Genomic DNA, 17,675 nt, shown 5'->3' on the forward strand with positions numbered 1-17,675 from the left:
CTCCACAGGTTTCATCCGTGGTCCAGTCGATTGAAGCGTCTAGCGATTGCCGGGCGTGGCCGCGCCTGCGAGATAGCGCTCATGACACCTACCCCCTCCATGCTCAAAGCCGCCTTCTGGATGGCGCTTTCGATCGCCTCGTTTCTAACGATGACCGTCGCCGGCCGTGAAACGACCGACGTGCTGAACGTCTTCCAGGTGCTGGAACTGCGTTCGCTGATCGGCCTCGTCATCCTCATGCCGCTGGTACTGGCCAGCGGCGGCTTGTCCGCCATGCGCTCGGCCCGCCCGTGGATGCATGTCGGGCGCAACGTCGCGCATTACATAGGGCAAGGTCTGTGGCTTTATGCACTCACCCTGATACCGCTGGCGGTGCTGATTTCCATCGAATTCACGACACCGATCTGGACCGCCGTGCTGGCTGTCGGCTTCCTCGGCGAAAAACTGAGCCGGGCGCGGCTGGCATCGATCATGCTGGGCCTGGTCGGCGTCATCGTCATCGTACGGCCCGGCGCCGCCGGATTGAGTTCCGGCGAGTTCATGGTGCTGGCCGCCGCCGTCTGCTTCGGCATTTCGATGGTCATGGTAAAATCGATGACGCGCACCGAGAGCGTGGTGCGCATCATCTTCTGGATGCTGGTCATCCAGTCGTTGCTTGGCCTTGTTCCCGCGCTCTACGAATGGCGCAATCCGCCGCTTGAACTTTGGCCGTGGATTTTCGTGATCGCCTTTACCGGCATGTCATCGCATTTCTGCCTGGCCAGGGCGTTGACCTATGCCGATGCGACATTGATTTCGCCCATGGATTTCCTGCGCGTGCCGCTGTCGGCGCTGCTTGGCTGGCTCGTCTACAGCGAACAGGTCGATATGCTGACCGCCGCTGGCGCCATGCTTATTCTCATGGGCAATCTTCTCAACATCCAGCGGCGCAAGCGCGCTGCGGTGGAAGCGGTTTAAGCGTCGGACCGAAAAGTGGATGCCGGTTTTCGGATAAGGGAAAAAAATCAGTCGTTGTTGTCGGGTATGTTCAGAAGGTGGCCGCAGGCCTTGCAGTGAACCGCATCCGGTTCATGCCGCTGCAGCCCGCACTCCGGGCACGGAAAAAACACCTTTACCGGCCGGAAAATGGACTGCGCCAGCCGCACGAACAGCGAAATGCCGATAATCATGGTGACGATCGCCGTCAGCTTGCCGGCGATCCCCGGCAGGACGATGTCGCCGAAACCGGTCGTCGTAACTGTCGCCACGGTGAAGTAAAAGGCGTCGACATAGCCCGCCAGGCCGGAACCGTCGCGGAAGAAGAACGTGTAGACAAAACCGGTGATGACCAACAGGAAGGTCAACAGGTTTACGACAGCATGGCTTGTCTCGCGCCATGCCTTCAAGGAGCGCATTTCCAGATGCCGCCACAAGGCGCCGCTGCGCGACAACGACCATAGCCGCAAAATGCGCAGGAAGCCGAAATTGGCGAGCGCGGTCGGAAACAAAAGCGTCAGCAAGATGAAGAAATCGACGAGAAAGGTCGGCTGCCGCGTCAAGCGGGGCATATCGGTCGAAGCGAGAAGCCGGGCGATCATGTCGGCCGCGACGAGGGCGGCGACGGAATAATCCAGCCACAGGAATGTCCGTGTTTCCTGAAGCATCGGGGTGGCGATGAAGAAGGCGATGATGGCGATATCGATGGCGACCATCGCCAGCCGAAACCGAAACGCAGCCGGGCTGTTGCCGTGATAGAGCTTGCGCAGTCTATCGCGCAGCCGCGCAATGGCTGAAATATCCTGCTGTTCGTCGCTCTTTTTGTCTGCCTTCATGTCATGGCGATAGCGTTCGCGACGGCTGCCGTCCAGTGGAACCGATGCAGGCGGCAAGCCCGGTCACACCAGTTCCACTTCCACGACCCCCGGCACCGCGCGCATGGCCGAGGCGATCTGCGGCGAGATGCGGTAGCGGTTGGGCAATTCGATCTCCACCTCGCCCTGATTGGCGTCCTTGAGCACGATGATGCTTACCTGCCCCTCGCCCTTTGCCGCCAACTGCCCCGAAAGCGTGCCGAGCGGGGCTGCATCGCGCACGAAAATGCGCAACGCAGTCTGTATCCGGCTTGCCTCCTCTTCCAGAGACTGCACGCCGTTGATGCGCAGATTGACGCCTTCCGGCCGATCTTCTGCCGCCACGGTGATGACCACGGACCTGCCTGCTTCGAGCAGGTCGCGATACTGGGCAAGCGCTTCGGAAAACAGCACCGCCTCGTACTGACCGGTCGTGTCGGAAAACGTCACGACGCCCATCTTGTTGCCGGTACGCGTCTTGCGCTCCTGCTTCGAAGTCACTGTTCCTGCCAACCGGCCGGCCGAAGCGCCGCGCTTGACGGCGGCGGAAAACTCGCCCCAGTTCTGCACCCGCATCTTCTGGAGCGCGTCCTTGTATTCATCGAGCGGATGCGCCGAAAGATAGAAGCCGACGACCTGAAACTCGCGGTGCAGGCGGTCCGCGGCCAGCCACGCATCGACCGCCGGCAGGTTGAGCGCCTGCGATTGGCTGCCGAGCGACGAGCCGAAAATGTCCGCCTGCCCGGAAGCCGCGTTCTGCTGCGCCAGCGCGCCAAGCCCCATCATCCGTTCGACGCCCGCCATCATCGATGCGCGATCATGGCCGAAGCAATCGAGCGCGCCGGCCGTAATCAGGCTTTCGAAGACGCGCTTTCCGACAATCTTCGGATCGATCCGTTCACAGAAATCCGCCAGGCTCTTGAACGGCCCGTCCTTGCGCTTTTCAACAATATGCTCGACCGCCGCATCGCCGACACCCTTGAGGGCGGCCAACGAGTAGAAAATACGGTTCTCGCCGACCTCAAAGGCGCGAAAACTGCTCGTTACCGACGGCGCGACCACGTCGATGCCGAGGCGTAATGCATCCTGGCGGAAATCGGCCAGCTTGTCGGTGTTGCCCATGTCGAGCGTCATCGACGCCGCCAGGAATTCGACCGGGTAATGCGCCTTCAGATACGCCGTCTGGTAGGAAACGACCGCATAGGCGGCGGCATGCGACTTGTTGAAGCCGTAGTCGGCGAACTTCGCCAGAAGGTCGAAGATGAAATCGGCCTGCGGCTTGCCGACGCCGCGCTCCACCGCACCGGTGACAAAGCGCTCGCGCTGCTTGTCCATCTCGGCGCGGATCTTCTTGCCCATGGCGCGGCGCAGGAGATCGGCCTCGCCCAGCGAATAGCCGGAAAGCTCCTGCGCGATCTGCATCACCTGTTCCTGATAGACGATGACGCCCTGCGTCTCCTTCACCAGATGATCGATCTTGGGGTGGATGGAGGCCAGTTCCTCCTCGCCGTGTTTTCTGGCGTTGTAGGTGGGAATATTCTCCATCGGCCCCGGCCGGTAGAGCGCGACCAGCGCGATGATGTCCTCGATGCAGTCGGGCTTCATGCCGAGCAGCGCCTTGCGCATGCCCGCACTTTCCACTTGGAACACGCCGACCACTTCGCCGCGCGACAGCATGGCGTAGGTCTTCTCGTCATCCAGCGGAATGTGCGCCAGGTCGATCTCGATGCCGCGCCGGGCGATCAATTTCACCGCCTTGTCCAGAACGGTAAGCGTCTTCAGGCCGAGAAAGTCGAATTTAACCAGCCCGGCCTGCTCGACATATTTCATGTTGAACTGCGTGACCGGCATGTCCGAGCGCTGGTCGCGATACATCGGCACCAGATCGGACAATGGCCGGTCGCCGATGACGATGCCGGCCGCGTGCGTGGAAGCGTGGCGGTAGAGCCCTTCCAGCTTCTGCGCCATGTCGAGCAGCGTCTGCACGATCGGCTCTTTCTCGGCTTCCTCGGCAAAGCGCGGCTCGCCCTCGATGGCCTGGCCTAGCGACACCGGATGCGCCGGGTTCTGCGGCACCATCTTGCACAGCCGGTCGACCTGGCCGTAGGGCATTTGCAACACTCGGCCGACGTCGCGCAGCACCGCGCGCGCCTGCAGCGTACCGAAGGTTATGATCTGGCCGACCTGGTCGCGCCCGTAGCGCCCCTGCACGTAGCGGATCACTTCTTCACGCCGGTCCTGGCAGAAATCGATGTCGAAGTCGGGCATCGACACGCGCTCGGGATTGAGGAAGCGCTCGAACAGCAGCGAGAAACGCAGCGGATCGATGTCGGTGATGGTCAGCGCATAGGCGACCAGCGAACCCGCGCCCGAACCACGCCCCGGTCCCACGGGAATCCCCTGCGCCTTGGCCCATTTGATGAAGTCGGCGACGATGAGAAAGTAGCCGGGGAACTGCATGCGCTCGATGATGCCGAGTTCGAAGGCAAGCCGCTCTTTATATTGCTCGACCGTATGGCCGGCGGTCGGTCCGTGCACGGCAAGTCGCGCCTCCAACCCTTCCCACGCCTGCCGGGAAAGCTCCTCGGCCTCGGCCTTCAGCGCAGCATCCGCGTCGGCAATGTCGCCGCCGGTAAAGCGCGGCAGGATCGGCGCACGGGTTTGCGGATAATAGGAACAGCGCAGCGCAATCTCGACCGTGTTGTCGATGGCTTCCGGCAGATCGGCGAACAGTTTCGCCATTTCCGCCTGGCTTTTCAAAAAATTATCCGGCGACAGGCGGCGGCGGTTGTCGGCGGCGACAACCGAGCCTTCGGCAATGGCGATCAGAGCATCATGCGCCTCATAATCTTCGCGCGCGGAGAAAAACGCTTCATTGGTGGCGACCAGCGGCAGCTCATGGGCATAGGCAAGATCGATCGAAACCTGTTCGATGCTGCGGTCGTAAACGCCGACCCGTTCCAGTTCGACATAGAGCCCGTCGCCGAACAGTTCCTTCAGGGCAAGGAGCCGGGCTTCCGCAAGATCGCGGCGATCCTCCCGGATTGCGTTGCCGATAGGCCCGCGCGGCCCGCCGGTCAGGCAGATCAGCCCGTCGCAATTCCCGGCCATCATCTCGGTGGTCAGATGCACCGGCTCGCCCGGCGGTGTCTCCAGATAAACCCGGCTGACCATGCGCACCAGATTGGCATACCCCGTTCCGGTTGCCGCGATCAGGACGACAGGACGCATCTCCGGCCCCTGCCTGCGCCGGTCGCGCTGGCCATCGCTGTTTTCGCCTGAAAAGGCGAGATCGACCTGGCATCCGATAAGCGGCTGGATGCCTTCCTTGACCGCCTTCTGCGCGAATTCCAGCGCGCCGAACAAATTATTGGTGTCGGTGACGGCGATGGCCGGGGCCTCGTCTTTCACCGCATGGGCGACGACCTTGGGAAGTTGAAGCGCGCCTTCAAGCAGCGAATAGGCCGAATGGACGCGCAGGTGGATGAACGGGCGCGCCGGCGCTTCCGGCCGGGCCGCCTGTTGCATCGCCTCGCGCCGGAGCGGGTCGCGCGGAAGTTTCTGGTCTGCCATGATGTGCGCGCCGTTCGAAAAGGACTCGTGGATTGATCGAATGTACTGTCCCGGACCGGACCTTGCCAGTCCAGTCGAAAACCACACGCAACCACAGGCTTTTAGATCAACACCCGATGTGTTAACATGTACACAAACCAACACAAGGCGTCACCATGGCCGCAAGCACCACCGTCACCATCCGCGTCAGTACCGAACTCAATGAAAAGCTCGGCCAGTTGGCGTATGGTACAAGGCGCAGCAAATCCTTCCTCGCGGCCGAGGCCGTTTCCGCCTATGTCGAGCGCGAACTCGAAATCATTGAAGGCATCAAGCGAGGTTTGCAAGATGTGGACGCCGGTCGTGTCGTTCCACATGAAGATGCGATGGCGGAAATCCACGCCATCATCGAAAACGCAAGAGGTCGAAAGGATTGATACGCGCCGTCCAATGGTCGCGTGATGCCCTGGACGACCTCAAAGGCCAGATTGCATACATCATCCAAGATAACCCGAACGCCGCCCACCGGATTGCAGATCGCATACACGGCACAGGTACGCTGTTAGGTGAAATGGCAACAGGCCGGCCGGGGCGCGTTTCAGGAACGTATGAAAAACCTGTGACAGGCCTGCCCTATATCATCGCTTACACGATCCGTGCCCAAAACAGCCGGGAGATCATATCTATCCTGCGTGTGATCCACACTTCACGCAATTGGCCTCACGATGAATGGCCGGAATAGGCAAATTACCGCTTCACCTCACCTTACGCAAACTCCATGATCACCGCATCGACCGCCAGACTGTCTCCCTGCTTGGCGTTCAGCTTGGAAACCGTCAGGTCGCGCTCGGCGCGCAGCACGTTTTCCATCTTCATCGCCTCGACCACTGCCAGCGTGTCACCGGCCTTGACCTCCTGCCCCTCGGTAACGGAAATCGACACGATCAGGCCCGGCATCGGGCAAAGAAGCAGCTTCGAAGTGTCCGGCGCGACCTTCTCCGGCATCAGTTTTTCCAGTGCGGCGGTGGCGGGCAGCATGGTCAGCGCGGTGACGGCCATGCCCTTCCACGCGATGCGGATACCGTTGGGCAGCGGCCGCAACTGCGCGACAACCAGACGGTCGCCAACCGTGCCGCGCCAGACGGCATCGCCCGGCCGCCAGTCCGACGCCACCGTCAGTCCCTTGCCGCGCTCGATCGACAGGTCGACTTCCATCGGAATGGAGATCATGCCCTCGAGGATTTCAACAGGCAGATAGTCCTCGCTCAGCTTGACCATCCAATCGCGCTGCAACGCGCCCGAATGCGGCGCCAGCCGGCCGCCCAGCCGGTCGAGCCGGTCCTTGCGCAGCAATTCGACCGCGACAGCGATCGAGGCGAGCACCGCCTTTTCGTCCTTGTTCGGAACGATGGGCGAAAAGCCGTCCGGATATTCCTCGGCGATGAAGCCGGTCGAAAGCCGCCCTTCGCGCCAGCGCGGATGCTGCATCAGGGCGGAAAGGAACGGGATGTTATGCTCGATGCCGTCGACCACGAAACTGTCGAGCGCCCGCGACATCGCGTCGATGGCTTGAAGCCGCGTCGGCGCCCAGGTGCACAGCTTGGCCAGCATCGGGTCGTAGAACATCGAGATTTCCGACCCTTCGGTCACACCCGTATCATTGCGAATGACGATATCGCCGAATTTCCCCTCCTCCGGCGGCCGGTAGCGGGTCAGGCGGCCGATGGAGGGCAGGAAGTTCCGGTAAGGGTCCTCGGCGTAGAGCCGGCTTTCGACCGCCCAGCCGTTCAGCTTCACGTCGGATTGCTGGATCGCCAGCTTTTCGCCGGCAGCAATCCGGATCATCTGCTCGACCAGATCGACGCCGGTGATGAGTTCCGTCACCGGGTGCTCGACCTGCAAACGCGTATTCATTTCAAGGAAATAGAAGTTTTTCTGCGCATCGACGATGAACTCGACGGTGCCCGCGCTCTGGTAATCGACGGCTTTCGCCAGCGCCACGGACTGCTCGCCCATGGCCTTTCGCGTCGCTTCGTCCAGAAACGGCGACGGCGCTTCCTCGACGACCTTCTGGTTGCGGCGCTGGATCGAACATTCGCGCTCGCCCAGATAAATGCAGTTGCCGTGCGCGTCACCCAGTACCTGGATTTCGATATGGCGCGGATCGACCACGAATTTCTCGATGAAGAGACGGTCGTCACCGAACGAGCTCTTGGCTTCGGAGCGGGCGCGGTCGAAGCCGTCGCGCACCTCCGCCTGGCTCCAGGCGATTCGCATGCCCTTGCCGCCGCCGCCGGCCGATGCCTTTATCATCACCGGATAGCCAACCTCGCCCGCGATCTTCTCGGCATGATCGGCATTTTCGATGACCCCGAGATAACCGGGGACCGTACTAACCTTGGCGGCATTGGCGAACTTCTTCGATTCGATCTTGTCGCCCATCGCGCGGATGGCTTTCGGCTTCGGCCCGATGAAGACGATGCCTTCGGCCTCCAGCGCCTCGCAGAAACTGGCGCGCTCGGAGAGGAAACCGTAGCCGGGATGCACGGCCTGCGCGCCGGTCTGTTTGCAGGCGGCGATGATCTTTTCGGGGAGAAGATAACTTTGCGCCGCAGGCGCCGGCCCGATATGCACCGCCTCGTCCGCCATTTCGACATGCATCGCGTGACGGTCGGCATCCGAATAGACCGCGACCGTCGCGATGCCCATCTTGCGGGCCGTCTTGATGACGCGGCAAGCGATTTCGCCCCGGTTGGCGATCAGAATTTTCGAAAACATGCGGGCGTCATCCTCATAAGCGGAGCCTCCTTGTATGGTCATCGGCAACGCCGCTCAAGCAGGAACAACGTCTGGCCCTATTGCGGCATCATGGTCGGGGAACATTACGCAATCCGGCTTGCCCCACGCGCCCGGACTGATAGCTTCTGCGAACTCAAATCCCCGATTGTCGAATTATCCTGGAGAAATCGCCTTATGAAGACCCGTGCCGCAGTTGCCGTTGGAGCCGGAAAGCCGCTGGAGATCATGGAGGTCGATCTCGAAGGCCCGCGCGAAGGCGAGGTCCTTGTCGAGATCAAGGCGACCGGCATCTGCCACACCGACGAGTTCACGCTGTCGGGTGCTGATCCGGAAGGCATTTTTCCGGCCATCCTCGGCCATGAGGGCGCGGGCATCGTCGTCGATGTCGGCAAGGGCGTGACCTCGCTCAAGAAGGGCGACCATGTCATCCCGCTCTACACGCCAGAATGCCGCGAATGCTATTCCTGCCTGTCGCGCAAGACGAATCTGTGCACCGCCATCCGCACCACGCAGGGCCAGGGCGTTATGCCGGATGGCACCAGCCGCTTCTCCATCGGCAAGGACAAGATCTTCCATTACATGGGCTGCTCGACCTTCTCGAACTTCACCGTGCTGCCCGAGATCGCGCTGGCCAAGGTCAACCCGGACGCGCCCTTCGACAAGATCTGCTACATCGGCTGCGGCGTCACCACCGGCATCGGCGCGGTCATCAACACCGCCAAGGTCGAGATCGGGGCTACGGCTGTTGTGTTCGGGCTCGGCGGCATCGGCCTCAACGTGCTGCAGGGGCTGCGCCTTGCCGGTGCCGACATGATTATCGGTGTCGACCTCAACAACGACAAGAAGGAATGGGGCGAGCGCTTCGGCATGACGCATTTCGTCAACCCGAAGGAGATCGACGGCGACATCGTGCCCTATCTAGTCAACCTGACCAAACGCGGAGCCGATCAGATCGGGGGCGCCGACTACACCTTCGATTGCACCGGAAACACCAAGGTGATGCGCCAAGCGCTGGAAGCTTCGCATCGCGGCTGGGGCAAGTCGGTGGTCATCGGCGTTGCGGGTGCCGGCCAGGAAATCTCCACCCGTCCGTTCCAGCTCGTCACCGGCCGCACCTGGATGGGCACCGCCTTTGGCGGCGCGCGCGGCCGCACCGACGTGCCCAAGATCGTCGATTGGTACATGGAAGGCAAAATCCAGATCGATCCGATGATTACCCACACCATGCCGCTGGAAGACATCAACAAGGGCTTCGACCTGATGAACCAGGGCAAGTCGATCCGCTCCGTCGTGCTCTACTGATCCAGAACGCCATGCCGCCGCCCGCCATCCTCGTTGATGCCGATGCCTGCCCGGTAAAGGCGGAGATCGAGAAGGTGGCGCAACGGCATGGCGTTCTCGTCACCTTCGTCTCCAACGGGGGCTTGCGCCCCTCGCGCGACCCGATGATTCGCAATGTCGTGGTATCGAAAAGCGCGGACGCCGCCGACGACTGGATCGTCGAAAACGCAAACGCCAACGACATCGTGGTAACGGCGGACATCCCGCTTGCCGCTCGCGCGGTGGCGCTGGGCGCGCATGTCCTGGGACCGACCGGTCGCCCGTTCACGCCGGAAACCATCGGCATGGCGGTGGCGATGCGCGACCTCAAGCAGCATCTGCGCGAAACCGGCGAAAGCAAGGGCTACAATGCCGGCTTCGCGCCACAGGATCGCTCACGCTTTCTGGGCGAACTCGACCGCATCTTGCGGCGCGCCCTGAAATCCGCCACACCAAGCTGACCATGGCAACCCGACCGCAGGAAAAGAAGCCGCTGCACCGGCATGCGCAGTTCGCCGTATCCGCCTGCGTTGGCGTGTTGGCGTTGCTCGTAGCGCTGCTTTTCCGTGCACCGCTTGCCTACACGATCGGCGCCAATGCGTTCTTCATCGCCTATATCGCACTCGTCGTGGCACAGATGCCACGGCTGAGCGCCGATTATCTCAGCCGCAACGCCCGCGCCACCGACCAGCCCGTCCTCATCATCTTCGTGGTGACGCTGGTTGTCGTGGGCGTCGCAACCGTGTCGCTGTTCCAGTTGATCAACAGCAAGAATAGTGTCGGTATGTTTGCACTGGCCTTCGCGCTGCTTTCCATTCCGCTCGGCTGGTTCACCATCCACTCCATGACCGCCCTGCACTACGCCCATATTTACTGGATGGACGATGCGGAGACCGTTTCGGAGAGCAAATCGAGAAAGAAAATGCCGGTCGGCGGCCTCGATTTCCCAAAGACCGAGCGGCCGCAGGGCTGGGACTTCCTGTATTTCTCGACCGTGATCGGCATGACGGCACAGACCGCCGATACCGGCATCACCACCACGCGGATGCGCCGTGTCGTGCTCGTTCATTCCATCGTGTCGTTTTTCTTCAACACGGTGATTGTCGCCGCCGCCGTCAATCTCGCGGTCAGTCTCGGCGACTGACCCGCGTTCACGCCTTCGCAAAAAGTCGTGAGCGCGACGAAACTACGAAGTCTCGGGCGTCGTACTGGAGTAAGAAGGCCATGACGACACGAAGCCGCGGGAAGAGAAATGGAAACCGTTGCCAGAGCCGAGACTGAAATCCCCGAAATCGCTCCTGCCGAAAGTGGACGATTGATCTATCGGCAATCGGGCTGGACCCGGCTGACCCATTGGCTGTGGGCGATAACGCTGTTTTTCATGCTGCTCAGCGGCCTGCAAATCTTCAACGCCCGCCCGCAGCTTTATATCGGGCAGGAATCCGGGTTCGGCTATGACAACACCATTTTTCGGATTGGCGCGGAAAACACCGATGCCGGCCCGCGCGGGTTTACGGAAATCTTCGGCAAGCGCTTCGACACGACCGGGGTACTGGGCTGGTCCGGCCCTGCGGGCCAGGAAAGACCCCGCGCCTTCCCTTCCTGGGCGACAATCCCGTCCTATTACGACCTCGGCACCGCCCGCGTCGTCCATTTCTTCTTTGCCTGGGTATTGAGCGCCACGCTTCTTCTGTGGCTGGTGGCCAGCCTGCTCAACGGCCATCTGCGCCGCGACCTTGCACCCCGCCTCGACGATTTGCGCCGACTGCCGCACGATATTGCCGATCATGCCCGGCTAAAATTTCACCACACAGGCCGATACAATACGCTGCAAAAGCTGGCCTATGGCGGCGTGCTTTTCGTGGCGTTGCCGCTGATGATCCTTACCGGCCTGTCCATGTCGCCCAGCATGAACACGGTGCTGCCTTTCCTGCCGGAACTGTTCGGCGGCCGCCAAACCGCGCGCACCATCCATTTCATCGTGATGACGCTGCTGGTGCTGTTCTTCATCGTTCACATGCTGATGATCGTCGCGGCCGGGCCGATCAACGAACTACGTTCCATCGTCACCGGCTGGTATCGCACCGATCCGCCGGAAGACGAACCGAACGGAAGGCAATGACATGGCGAAAATTGAAATAAGCCGCCGGAAATTCCTCACCGCGTCCAGTCTTGGCCTGACGAGCGTGGCCCTATCGGGCTGCGACGCCTTCGACAGCCAGCTTGGCATGGGCGACGGGCTGCGTACCTTCCTGGAAAGCGCCAACGACCTGACGCACAAGGCGCAGCGCCTGCTTGCCGGGCGCGATTCGCTCGCGAAGGAGTTTGCCGAAGCCGACATCCGCCAGCCGATGCGGCCGAACGGCATTACCGCGCCGGGCGACGATACCTACAAGAACCTGCTCGCCAATAATTTCGCCGATTGGCGGCTGGAAGTAACCGGCCTTGTGGAAAAGCCGCTGTCGCTGACCCGCGACCAGCTTATCGCCATGCCAAGCCGCACCCAGATCACCCGGCACGATTGCGTCGAGGGCTGGAGTTGCATCGCCAAATGGACCGGCACGCCGCTTTCGCTGGTGCTGGATCAGGCCGTGGTCAAGCCGCAGGCACGCTACGTCCTGTTTCATTGCCTGGATACGATCGACCAGGGTCTTTCCGGCGACATCAAATATTACGGCTCGATCGACCTGATCGACGCCCGCCATCCGCAAACGATCCTTGCCTACGGCCTCAACGGCAAGCCGCTGCCGGTGGAAAACGGCGCGCCCTTGCGGGTCCGTGTCGAGCGCCAGCTTGGCTACAAGATGCCCAAATACGTCCACAAGATCGAGCTGATCGACGGTTTCGCCCATATCGGCGGAGGTCGCGGCGGTTATTGGGAAGACAATGGCTATGATTGGTACGGCGGCATCTGATTTTTTTCGCCCACGGCCTGATGAGCCCGCCTGACTGAAATTACATTTCAGCGATATCAATAGCTTACGACAAATCCTGCATCTGAACCTTGCGATGATGGGCGCATGCCGTCATGTTTACCGGGTCGTGACGACTGGCGACACAACCCCAATAAATCATCAAAAGGAGGTGTATCGGGTGTCCGACACCACGAATATTTTTGAACAAACGCCGGATATGGATACGTTCGGCGGGCGTTTCTCGCGAGCCCGCGATACCATCGGGCTAAGTACAAAAGATCTGGCCTGGCGGCTGGGCGTCAAAACCTCCACGATCCAGGCATGGGAAACCGACCGGTCACAGCCCGGCTCCCACCGTTTGGCAAAACTTTCCGGCCTGCTCGGCGTCAGCCTGTCCTGGCTGCTTCACGGCATCGGCATCGGCCCGATAGAACCCGTCGACACCGCCGAAACCGTCGGCGAACAACTGGCAAAGCTGAAATCTCTGCATCTGGAAACCGGCCAGCTCATCGGCAGGATTCAGGGTGACCTGGATCGCTTGGCCGGCTCCGGCATGCGCTGAATTTCCATTTGCGCCAAATTATCGGCCTGACAACAATTTTGGGTCCGACAACAATTACGGGATTGCGTGTCGCAGCTAGGTGACAAAGCGTCGCCGCTCGGCTATGGAGTCCGTGTCGAGGGCTTTTGCGAGCCCTGCCGTTTGCGGGAGAGAGCAGCGAAAGCTGCCGCCGAAGGGGAAATCGCCCGAAATCTCTCAGGCAAAAGAACCGTTAACGGGAAGACACTCTGGAAAGTCGGAGGCCTGAAAACCTCCGCGCCGAAGGTGTAAGCGCAGCCGCTGGAATTTCGGCTGCGCGAGTCTCTCAGGCTTCAGACAGAGGGGCACCGACCGACCGCCGTTTGCGGTCAACTGTGTGCTTTTTTCTGGAGACGACATGACGGGCGATGACACAAGACACCTCCCCCTGGAAGACTTGCACAGGCAAGCTGGTGCCAAATTCGGCGCATTCGCCGGCTGGTCCATGCCGCTGACCTATCCGGCCGGCGTCATGAAGGAGCATCTTCATGCCCGCGAGCATGTCGGCATTTTCGACATCTCGCATATGAAGCTGTTCGAGGTCAGCGGTGCGGACGCCATCGCCCTCATCGACCACGCCTGCCCGCTCGACGCCGGCGCGCTGGCGGTTTCGCACTCCAAATATACGCTCCTTCTCAACGAGCAGGCCGGCGTTTCCGATGACGTCATCGTCACGCGGCTGGCGCAGGACCGTTTCATGGTCGTCGCCAACGCCGGCAATGCCGCCGCCGACGAGGCGCATCTGCGTGATCTCGCCAAGGGCCTGAACGTCACCATCGATGCACTCGACCGCATCTTCCTCGCCATACAGGGACCGGAAGCCGCATCCGCGCTGGCTAAAGTCGGCATAGAGACCGGTTCCCTTGTGTTCATGAACGGCGTCGAGCCGAAAAAGGACTGGTTCCTGACCCGCTCCGGCTACACCGGCGAAGACGGTTTCGAGGTCGGCCTGCCGGAAGCGGATGCGCGCGAATTGCTGGCAAAACTGTTTGAAGACGAGCGCGTGCAATGGGTTGGCCTTGCCGCGCGCGATAGCCTGCGGCTGGAAGCCGGCCTTTGCCTGCACGGCCAGGATATCACGCCCGAAACCAACCCCGTCGATGCCGGGCTGATGTGGGCGATCCCGAAGGACATCCGCGCTTCGGGAAGCTTCGTCGGGGCGGACGCCCTGCGCGAGGCAATTGCGCGCGGCGCCGTTGAAAAGCGCGTCGGCCTCAAGCCCGAGGGCCGCCAGCCGGTCCGCGCCGGCACGCAACTGTTCGACGCAGACGGCAATCCCGCCGGCCGCGTCACCTCCGGCGGCTTCGGCCCCTCGGCGGGTTTTCCGGTCGCCATGGGCTATGTCACCGCCGCGCTGGCCACGCCCGGCACGAAACTTTTCGCCGACGTGCGCGGCACCAAAATTCCCATTGCAATCCACGCTTTGCCCTTCACGCCTCATCGCTATCGCAAAGGATGAATTCCATGCTCAGGACCTATTTCACCGAAGACCATGAATGGCTGCGCGTCGAGGCCGGCGTCGCCACCATCGGCATCACCGACTATGCGCAGGAACAGCTTGGCGACATCGTGTTCGTCGAAGTGCCGGAAGCGGGCAAGACGCTCGCAAAGGGCGACACGGCCGTGGTGGTCGAATCGGTCAAGGCAGCGTCGGACGTCTATGCGCCCGTCGACGGCGAAATCACGGAAGCCAATGACGCTCTTTCCGCCGATCCCGCCCTGGTGAATTCGGCCCCCGCCGGTGACGGCTGGCTGTGGAAGATGCGGCTTGCCGATGAAAGCCAACTCGACGGCCTTATGGACGAAGCCGCCTACAAAGCCCATATCGGTTGATAGGAAGCCAACGAATGACCACGGCACCGCATCCATTTTCCGCCCGCCACATCGGCCCGAGCCTGACCGGCACCCGCGCCATGCTGGCAACGCTTGGCGTTCCCTCCCTGGAGACGCTGATCTCGCAGGCCGTACCGAAGTCGATCCGGCTGGACCGCCCGCTCGACCTGCCGGCACCAGCCAGCGAAGCCGAAGCCCTGGCGGAACTGTCGGCCATTCTGGGCCGCAATACAGTCCTGAAAAGCTTCATCGGCGCGGGCTATCACGGTGTCGATGTGCCGCCGGTCATCCAGCGCAACCTTTTTGAAAACCCCGCATGGTACACCGCCTATACGCCCTACCAGGCCGAGATCAGCCAAGGCCGGCTGGAATTGCTGTTCCATTTCCAGACGCTGGTGACGGAACTGACCGGCCTGCCGGTTGCATCCGCCTCCCTGCTTGACGAGGCGACCGCCGTGGCCGAAGCCGTCGGCATCGCCGTTCGCCACCATCGCGACAAGCGCAGCAAGATCGCTCTCGCCGGCACGCCGCATCCGCAGACGCTGGATGTGCTGCACACCCGCGCGGAACCACTCAACATCGAGATCGACGGCGAGACCATCGACGAAAACACGGCAGCCCTGCTGGTGTCGTGGCCGGATACGTTCGGCGTCTATGGCGATCACAAGGCGGCCATCGAAAAGGCCCGCGCCGCCGGCGCGCTGGTCGTCTTCATTGCCGATCCGCTCGGCCTCACCCTCACCGATGCGCCGGCGAAGCTTGGTGCCGACATCGCGGTCGGCCCGATGCAGCGCTTTGGCGTGCCGATGGGCTTTGGCGGCCCGCACGCCGCCTATTGCGCCGTATCCGAAAAGCTGACCCGGCTGATGCCCGGCCGCCTCGTTGGCCAGTCCGTCGACAGCATGGGCCGCCCCGGCTACCGCCTCGCCTTGCAGACGCGTGAACAGCACATCCGCCGCGACAAGGCCACGTCCAACATCTGCACCGCGCAGGCGCTACTCGCCAATATGGCGGCAGCTTACGCCATCTGGCACGGCCCATCCGGCCTGCAGGCCATCGCCGGTCGTATTCACGCGCTCGCCAACCGCCTTGCAGCCGGCTTGAAAACGGCAGGCCTTGGCGTCGATGGATCGCGCCGTTTCGACACGGTGACCGTCGAAACCAGGGGCAAGGCGAACGCGATCGCCGATGCCGCCGAAAAATCGGGCCGTCTGCTGCGCGTCATCGATAAGGACCGCGTCAGCATCGCCTTCGACGAAACCTCGACCGAAGCCGATCTGGAGGCCATTGCCGCCCTGTTCGGGGCCAAGGTGGGAGCCGCTTCGAGCGCTACGATGCCCGGAAAGCCGCGCGGGAAAGAATTCCTGACGCAGCCGGTCTTTTATGAAAACCGCTCGGAAACCGAGATGATGCGCTTCCTGCGCCGGCTTGCCGACAAGGATCTGGCACTTGACCGCGCCATGATCCCGCTCGGCTCCTGCACCATGAAGCTCAACGCCGCCGCCGAGATGATGCCGGTAAGCTGGCCGAGCGTCGCCAATCTGCATCCCTTTGCCCCCAGGGCGCATTCGGTCGGCTATCGCGCCATGATCGACCAGCTTGGCGGCTGGCTGGCCGAGATCACCGGCTTCGACGCCGTGACCTTGCAGCCGAACGCCGGCAGCCAGGGCGAGTTTTCCGGCCTGCTCGCCATTCGCGGCTACCACCGCTCGCGCGGCGAAGGCCACCGCACCGTCTGCCTGATTCCGTCCTCCGCGCATGGCACCAACCCGGCCAGTGCGGCCATGGCCGGCATGCACGTCGTCGTCGTGCGCTGCACCGAAGATGGCAATATCGACATGGACGATTTGAGGGCCAAGGCCGACGAGCACGCCGGCGACCTGGCCGCATTGATGTTCACCTACCCGTCCACGCATGGCGTGTTCGAGGAAGGCGCGCGCGACATCTGCACGATCATCCATGCGCATGGCGGGCAGGTTTATTTCGACGGCGCCAACCTCAACGCACTCGTCGGCCTGGCACGGCCCGGCGACATCGGCGCCGACGTCTGCCACATGAACCTGCACAAGACGTTCTGCATCCCGCATGGCGGCGGTGGCCCCGGCGTCGGGCCTATCGGCGTCAAGGCGCACCTGAAACCCTATTTGCCGGGTCACATCGCCGAAGGCACCGCGCGTGCGGTTTCGGCGGCTCCCTTCGGCAGCGCCTCGATCCTGCCGATCACCTGGATGTATATCCGCATGATGGGCGCGTCGGGCCTGAAGCAGGCGACCGAAACCGCAATCCTGTCGGCCAATTACATGGCCAGTCGCCTCGAAGCGTATTTTCCGGTGCTCTACAAGGGCCGCAGCGGGCGCGTTGCGCATGAATGCATCCTCGATACCCGCGTGCTCAAGGAAAGTGCGGGCATCGGCGTCGAGGACATCGCCAAGCGCTTGATCGACTACGGTTTCCATGCACCGACCATGTCGTTTCCGGTGGCCGGCACGCTGATGGTGGAGCCGACCGAATCCGAACCCAAACGCGAACTCGACCGCTTCTGCGAGGCGATGATCGCCATAGCCGGCGAGGCGGAAAAGGTGCGCAAGGGCGAATGGCCGCTGGCCGACAACCCGCTGGTCAACGCCCCGCATACCGCAGCCGAGGCGCTGAGCGGCGACTGGACGCATCCCTATTCGCGTCTTGAAGCGGCCTTCCCCGCCGGCAACGCCGACACCGCCGCCAAGTACTGGCCGCCGGTCTCGCGCATCGACAATGTTGCTGGCGATCGCAACCTTATCTGCTCGTGCCCGCCCTTGACGGACTATCTCGGCGCGGCAGAATAGCAATAAAGCAGAAGGCAACGTA

15 protein-coding genes and 1 riboswitch are annotated in these 17,675 nt (G+C 62.1%); of the genes, 12 read left to right on the forward strand and 3 right to left on the reverse strand.

The genetic code is table 11. From position 1 onward, the window contains the following. Positions 1-81 precede the first annotated feature (81 nt). Entirely contained in the window at positions 82-957 is an 876-nt protein-coding gene (locus ACX3P1_RS05255) for a DMT family transporter (RefSeq protein WP_459078494.1), read from the forward strand. Between the two features lie 47 nt (positions 958-1,004). On the opposite strand, the gene ACX3P1_RS05260 is transcribed toward ACX3P1_RS05255, so the two are convergent. Then, positions 1,005-1,811 carry a potassium channel family protein gene (locus ACX3P1_RS05260; protein WP_459078567.1) on the reverse strand — a complete coding sequence of 269 codons (807 nt, stop codon included), beginning with the start codon at positions 1,809-1,811 and terminating at the stop codon, positions 1,005-1,007. Between the two features lie 63 nt (positions 1,812-1,874). Beyond that, the gene (gene dnaE / locus ACX3P1_RS05265) at positions 1,875-5,402 is read right to left on the reverse strand and encodes a DNA polymerase III subunit alpha (protein ID WP_459078495.1); all 3,528 of its coding nucleotides are present in this window, start codon (positions 5,400-5,402) and stop codon (positions 1,875-1,877) included. A gap of 155 nt (positions 5,403-5,557) precedes the next feature. Between dnaE and ACX3P1_RS05270 the strand changes: the two genes are divergently transcribed. Together ACX3P1_RS05270 and ACX3P1_RS05275 are read left to right on the forward strand one after the other, a co-directional pair. After that, positions 5,558-5,818: a CopG family ribbon-helix-helix protein gene (locus ACX3P1_RS05270; RefSeq protein WP_459078496.1), complete on the forward strand. Its 261-nt coding sequence runs from the start codon at positions 5,558-5,560 to the stop codon at positions 5,816-5,818. Further along, a complete protein-coding gene (locus ACX3P1_RS05275; protein ID WP_459078497.1) occupies positions 5,815-6,123 on the forward strand; it encodes a type II toxin-antitoxin system RelE/ParE family toxin in 309 nt (102 codons plus the stop codon). Before ACX3P1_RS05270 ends, ACX3P1_RS05275 begins: the two co-directional genes overlap by 4 nt. 23 nt (positions 6,124-6,146) lie before the next feature. Here ACX3P1_RS05275 and ACX3P1_RS05280 read toward each other — a convergent pair whose 3' ends face one another. Continuing rightward, complete coding sequence (locus ACX3P1_RS05280) at positions 6,147-8,159, reverse strand: acetyl-CoA carboxylase biotin carboxylase subunit (RefSeq protein ID WP_459078498.1); 2,013 nt, start codon at positions 8,157-8,159, stop codon at positions 6,147-6,149. A gap of 195 nt (positions 8,160-8,354) precedes the next feature. Here ACX3P1_RS05280 and ACX3P1_RS05285 point away from each other — a divergent pair, with 195 nt between their 5' ends. The 9 genes from ACX3P1_RS05285 (at position 8,355) to gcvP (ending at position 17,653) form a co-directional block, all read left to right on the forward strand. Continuing rightward, positions 8,355-9,482 carry an S-(hydroxymethyl)glutathione dehydrogenase/class III alcohol dehydrogenase gene (locus ACX3P1_RS05285; RefSeq protein WP_459078499.1) on the forward strand — a complete coding sequence of 376 codons (1,128 nt, stop codon included), beginning with the start codon at positions 8,355-8,357 and terminating at the stop codon, positions 9,480-9,482. Between the two features lie 11 nt (positions 9,483-9,493). Next, positions 9,494-9,961, forward strand: a complete 468-nt coding sequence (locus ACX3P1_RS05290) for a YaiI/YqxD family protein (protein ID WP_459078500.1) — start codon at positions 9,494-9,496, stop codon at positions 9,959-9,961. A gap of 2 nt (positions 9,962-9,963) precedes the next feature. Next, on the forward strand, positions 9,964-10,644 hold the full coding sequence (locus tag ACX3P1_RS05295) for a DUF1345 domain-containing protein (RefSeq protein WP_459078501.1): 681 nt from the start codon (positions 9,964-9,966) through the stop codon (positions 10,642-10,644). A 108-nt stretch (positions 10,645-10,752) separates the two neighbouring features. After that, positions 10,753-11,622, forward strand: coding sequence for a cytochrome b/b6 domain-containing protein (locus ACX3P1_RS05300; protein WP_459078502.1), 870 nt, complete (start codon positions 10,753-10,755; stop codon positions 11,620-11,622). Position 11,623: 1 nt separating this feature from the next. Continuing rightward, positions 11,624-12,415: a molybdopterin-binding protein gene (locus ACX3P1_RS05305; RefSeq protein WP_459078503.1), complete on the forward strand. Its 792-nt coding sequence runs from the start codon at positions 11,624-11,626 to the stop codon at positions 12,413-12,415. Positions 12,416-12,509: 94 nt separating this feature from the next. Further along, entirely contained in the window at positions 12,510-12,977 is a 468-nt protein-coding gene (locus tag ACX3P1_RS05310) for a helix-turn-helix domain-containing protein (RefSeq protein ID WP_459078504.1), read from the forward strand. Positions 12,978-13,111: 134 nt separating this feature from the next. Continuing rightward, positions 13,112-13,198: riboswitch (glycine riboswitch) on the forward strand. A gap of 155 nt (positions 13,199-13,353) precedes the next feature. Continuing rightward, positions 13,354-14,454, forward strand: a complete 1,101-nt coding sequence (gene gcvT, locus ACX3P1_RS05315) for a glycine cleavage system aminomethyltransferase GcvT (protein WP_459078505.1) — start codon at positions 13,354-13,356, stop codon at positions 14,452-14,454. A gap of 5 nt (positions 14,455-14,459) precedes the next feature. Continuing rightward, positions 14,460-14,828: a glycine cleavage system protein GcvH gene (gene gcvH, locus ACX3P1_RS05320; RefSeq protein WP_459078506.1), complete on the forward strand. Its 369-nt coding sequence runs from the start codon at positions 14,460-14,462 to the stop codon at positions 14,826-14,828. A 14-nt stretch (positions 14,829-14,842) separates the two neighbouring features. After that, entirely contained in the window at positions 14,843-17,653 is a 2,811-nt protein-coding gene (gene gcvP, locus ACX3P1_RS05325) for an aminomethyl-transferring glycine dehydrogenase (protein ID WP_459078507.1), read from the forward strand. Positions 17,654-17,675: the final 22 nt, after the last annotated feature.

It is taken from the genome of Mesorhizobium sp. A623, from assembly GCF_054489405.1.

What these genes read in the sequence shown, in the direction of transcription:
- ACX3P1_RS05310 (WP_459078504.1), top strand. Translation starts at nt 12,510, where the DNA reads ATGATGGGCGCATGCCGTCATGTTTACCGGGTCGTGACGACTGGCGAC.
- ACX3P1_RS05280 (WP_459078498.1), bottom strand. Translation starts at nt 8,159, where the DNA reads ATGTTTTCGAAAATTCTGATCGCCAACCGGGGCGAAATCGCTTGCCGC.
- ACX3P1_RS05270 (WP_459078496.1), top strand. Translation starts at nt 5,558, where the DNA reads ATGGCCGCAAGCACCACCGTCACCATCCGCGTCAGTACCGAACTCAAT.
- gcvT (WP_459078505.1), top strand. Translation starts at nt 13,354, where the DNA reads ATGACGGGCGATGACACAAGACACCTCCCCCTGGAAGACTTGCACAGG.
- ACX3P1_RS05260 (WP_459078567.1), bottom strand. Translation starts at nt 1,811, where the DNA reads ATGAAGGCAGACAAAAAGAGCGACGAACAGCAGGATATTTCAGCCATT.
- gcvP (WP_459078507.1), top strand. Translation starts at nt 14,843, where the DNA reads ATGACCACGGCACCGCATCCATTTTCCGCCCGCCACATCGGCCCGAGC.
- ACX3P1_RS05290 (WP_459078500.1), top strand. Translation starts at nt 9,494, where the DNA reads ATGCCGCCGCCCGCCATCCTCGTTGATGCCGATGCCTGCCCGGTAAAG.
- ACX3P1_RS05305 (WP_459078503.1), top strand. Translation starts at nt 11,624, where the DNA reads ATGGCGAAAATTGAAATAAGCCGCCGGAAATTCCTCACCGCGTCCAGT.
- ACX3P1_RS05295 (WP_459078501.1), top strand. Translation starts at nt 9,964, where the DNA reads ATGGCAACCCGACCGCAGGAAAAGAAGCCGCTGCACCGGCATGCGCAG.
- gcvH (WP_459078506.1), top strand. Translation starts at nt 14,460, where the DNA reads ATGCTCAGGACCTATTTCACCGAAGACCATGAATGGCTGCGCGTCGAG.
- ACX3P1_RS05255 (WP_459078494.1), top strand. Translation starts at nt 82, where the DNA reads ATGACACCTACCCCCTCCATGCTCAAAGCCGCCTTCTGGATGGCGCTT.
- dnaE (WP_459078495.1), bottom strand. Translation starts at nt 5,402, where the DNA reads ATGGCAGACCAGAAACTTCCGCGCGACCCGCTCCGGCGCGAGGCGATG.
- ACX3P1_RS05300 (WP_459078502.1), top strand. Translation starts at nt 10,753, where the DNA reads ATGGAAACCGTTGCCAGAGCCGAGACTGAAATCCCCGAAATCGCTCCT.
- ACX3P1_RS05285 (WP_459078499.1), top strand. Translation starts at nt 8,355, where the DNA reads ATGAAGACCCGTGCCGCAGTTGCCGTTGGAGCCGGAAAGCCGCTGGAG.